This window comes from Roseovarius halophilus (ex Wu et al. 2025) (genome assembly GCF_047086965.1).
In genome coordinates this window covers 1-1789 of sequence record NZ_JBKOTX010000432.1, presented here as the reverse complement: position 1 = coordinate 1789, position 1789 = coordinate 1, and the positions used below count along the sequence as shown (strand labels likewise).

Genomic DNA, 1789 nt, shown 5'->3' with positions numbered 1-1789 from the left:
AGCCCGCCTGTGCGTCAGGCGGGCCCGTATTGAAGAATCGCGGACCACGACATTTCGCCGGGTACGGGAAAACAATGCGACAGCATCTTGGCTGCCCGCGCGGCGCCCGCCGAGGACAGACCCACCGCGCCCGGCCCCGTTCTCGCCCTGGGCCAGGACGGGGCGCGCGTGATGCAGCCCAACCTGCCCGACGGCACCCCGCCCGAGGTCATGGACTCGGTCGCGCTGGACACGATCACCTATGATCCCGAGGGCGATGTCGTGCTTTCGGGCCGCGCGGATAACCCCGGCTTCGTCCGGGTCTACCTCGACAACCAGCCGGTCGGGACCCTGACCGTCGAGGAGGACGGCAGTTGGCGCACCGACCTGCCGCAGGTCGACACCGGCGTCTATACCCTGCGCATCGACGAGGTGGACCCCTCGGGCGAGGTCGTCTCGCGCATCGAATCGCCCTTCCGCCGCGAAGACCCGGAACAGGTTGCCGAGGCCATGGCCGAGGAGACCGCCGATCCTGATTTCGCCGTCGCCACCCGCACGGTCCAGCCGGGCAACACGCTCTGGGCCTTTGCCGAGGACCGCTACGGCGCGGGCATCCTCTACGTCGAGGTCTTCGAGGCCAACCGTGACCGCATCCGCGATCCGGACCTGATCTATCCCGGCCAGGTCTTCACCCTGCCCGAGGTCGCGCAATGACCGAGGATATCCCCGCACTGGCGCTTGACTGGCACCGGTCCGGGCGGGGCGCCGCGCTGGCCACCGTGGTCGAGACCTGGGGGTCGGCGCCCCGGCCCGTAGGCAGCCAGTTGGTGGTGGACGCGCAGGCGGCCATGGAAGGTTCGGTCTCGGGCGGCTGTGTCGAGGGGGCCGTGGTCACCGAGGCGCTGGAGGCGCTGGAGGATGGCACGCCACGCCTGCTGGACTTCGGCGTCAGCGACGACGATGCCTTCGCCGTGGGGCTGGCCTGCGGCGGGCGCATCCGCGTTCTGGTCGATCCCGTGGGCGGGGCCCTGCCCGAGGCCCTGCTGGCCGAGCTTGTCAAGAAACGCGCCGCCCGCGCGCCGGTGGCGCTGGTGGCGGACCTTGAAAGCGGGGCGCGCCGGCTGGCCCCTGCCGCCGACCATCCCGACCGGTTCCGCATGGACCGCTCCGGCGTCGCGGAGGACGGGCGCAGTTTCGTGGCCGTGCACAACCCGCCGCTGCGCATGATCGTGGTGGGGGCCGTGCATATCGCGCAAATGCTGCTGCCCATGGCGCGGGCCTGCGGCTATGACCCTGTGCTGGTGGACCCGCGCCCGGCCTTCGGCGCCGGGGCCCGCTTTCCGGGCGAGACCATCCGCGAGGACTGGCCCGACGCGGCGCTGGCGCAGATCGGCCTGGATGCCCGCGCCTGCGTCGTGACCCTGACCCATGACCCCAAGCTGGACGATCCGGCGATCATGGCGGCGCTGCGCTCGGAGGTCTTCTACCTCGGATGTCTCGGCTCGACCCGGACCCATGCCAAGCGGGTAGCGCGGCTGACCGAGGCCGGTTTCACCGAAGACGAGATCGGGCGCATCCACGCCCCCGTGGGCCTTGATATCGGGGCGCGCAGCCCCGCCGAGATCGCCGTCAGCATCATGGCGCAGGTGACCGAGCGCCTGCGGCGCCCATGAGATTCGGCCCGGTCCCGCTGAGCGCCGCCCGAGGGGCCATCCTGGCGCATTCCGAGGATCTGGGCGGGCGGCGCCTGCGCAAGGGCCGCTGGCTGAGCGACGCCGACATCGCCGCCCTGGCCGCCGCTGGGCGCGAG

At 71.8% G+C, this 1789-nt stretch carries 2 protein-coding genes; both read left to right on the top strand.

What is annotated here, in order from left to right; genetic code table 11:
- Positions 1-87: 87 nt before the first annotated feature.
- The gene (locus tag ACH107_RS32525) at positions 88-693 is read left to right on the top strand and encodes a LysM peptidoglycan-binding domain-containing protein (RefSeq protein ID WP_412509736.1); all 606 of its coding nucleotides are present in this window, start codon (positions 88-90) and stop codon (positions 691-693) included.
- Entirely contained in the window at positions 690-1652 is a 963-nt protein-coding gene (locus ACH107_RS32520) for an XdhC family protein (protein WP_412509735.1), read from the top strand. The genes ACH107_RS32525 and ACH107_RS32520 overlap by 4 nt, the downstream gene beginning before the upstream one ends.
- Positions 1653-1789 lie beyond the last annotated feature (137 nt).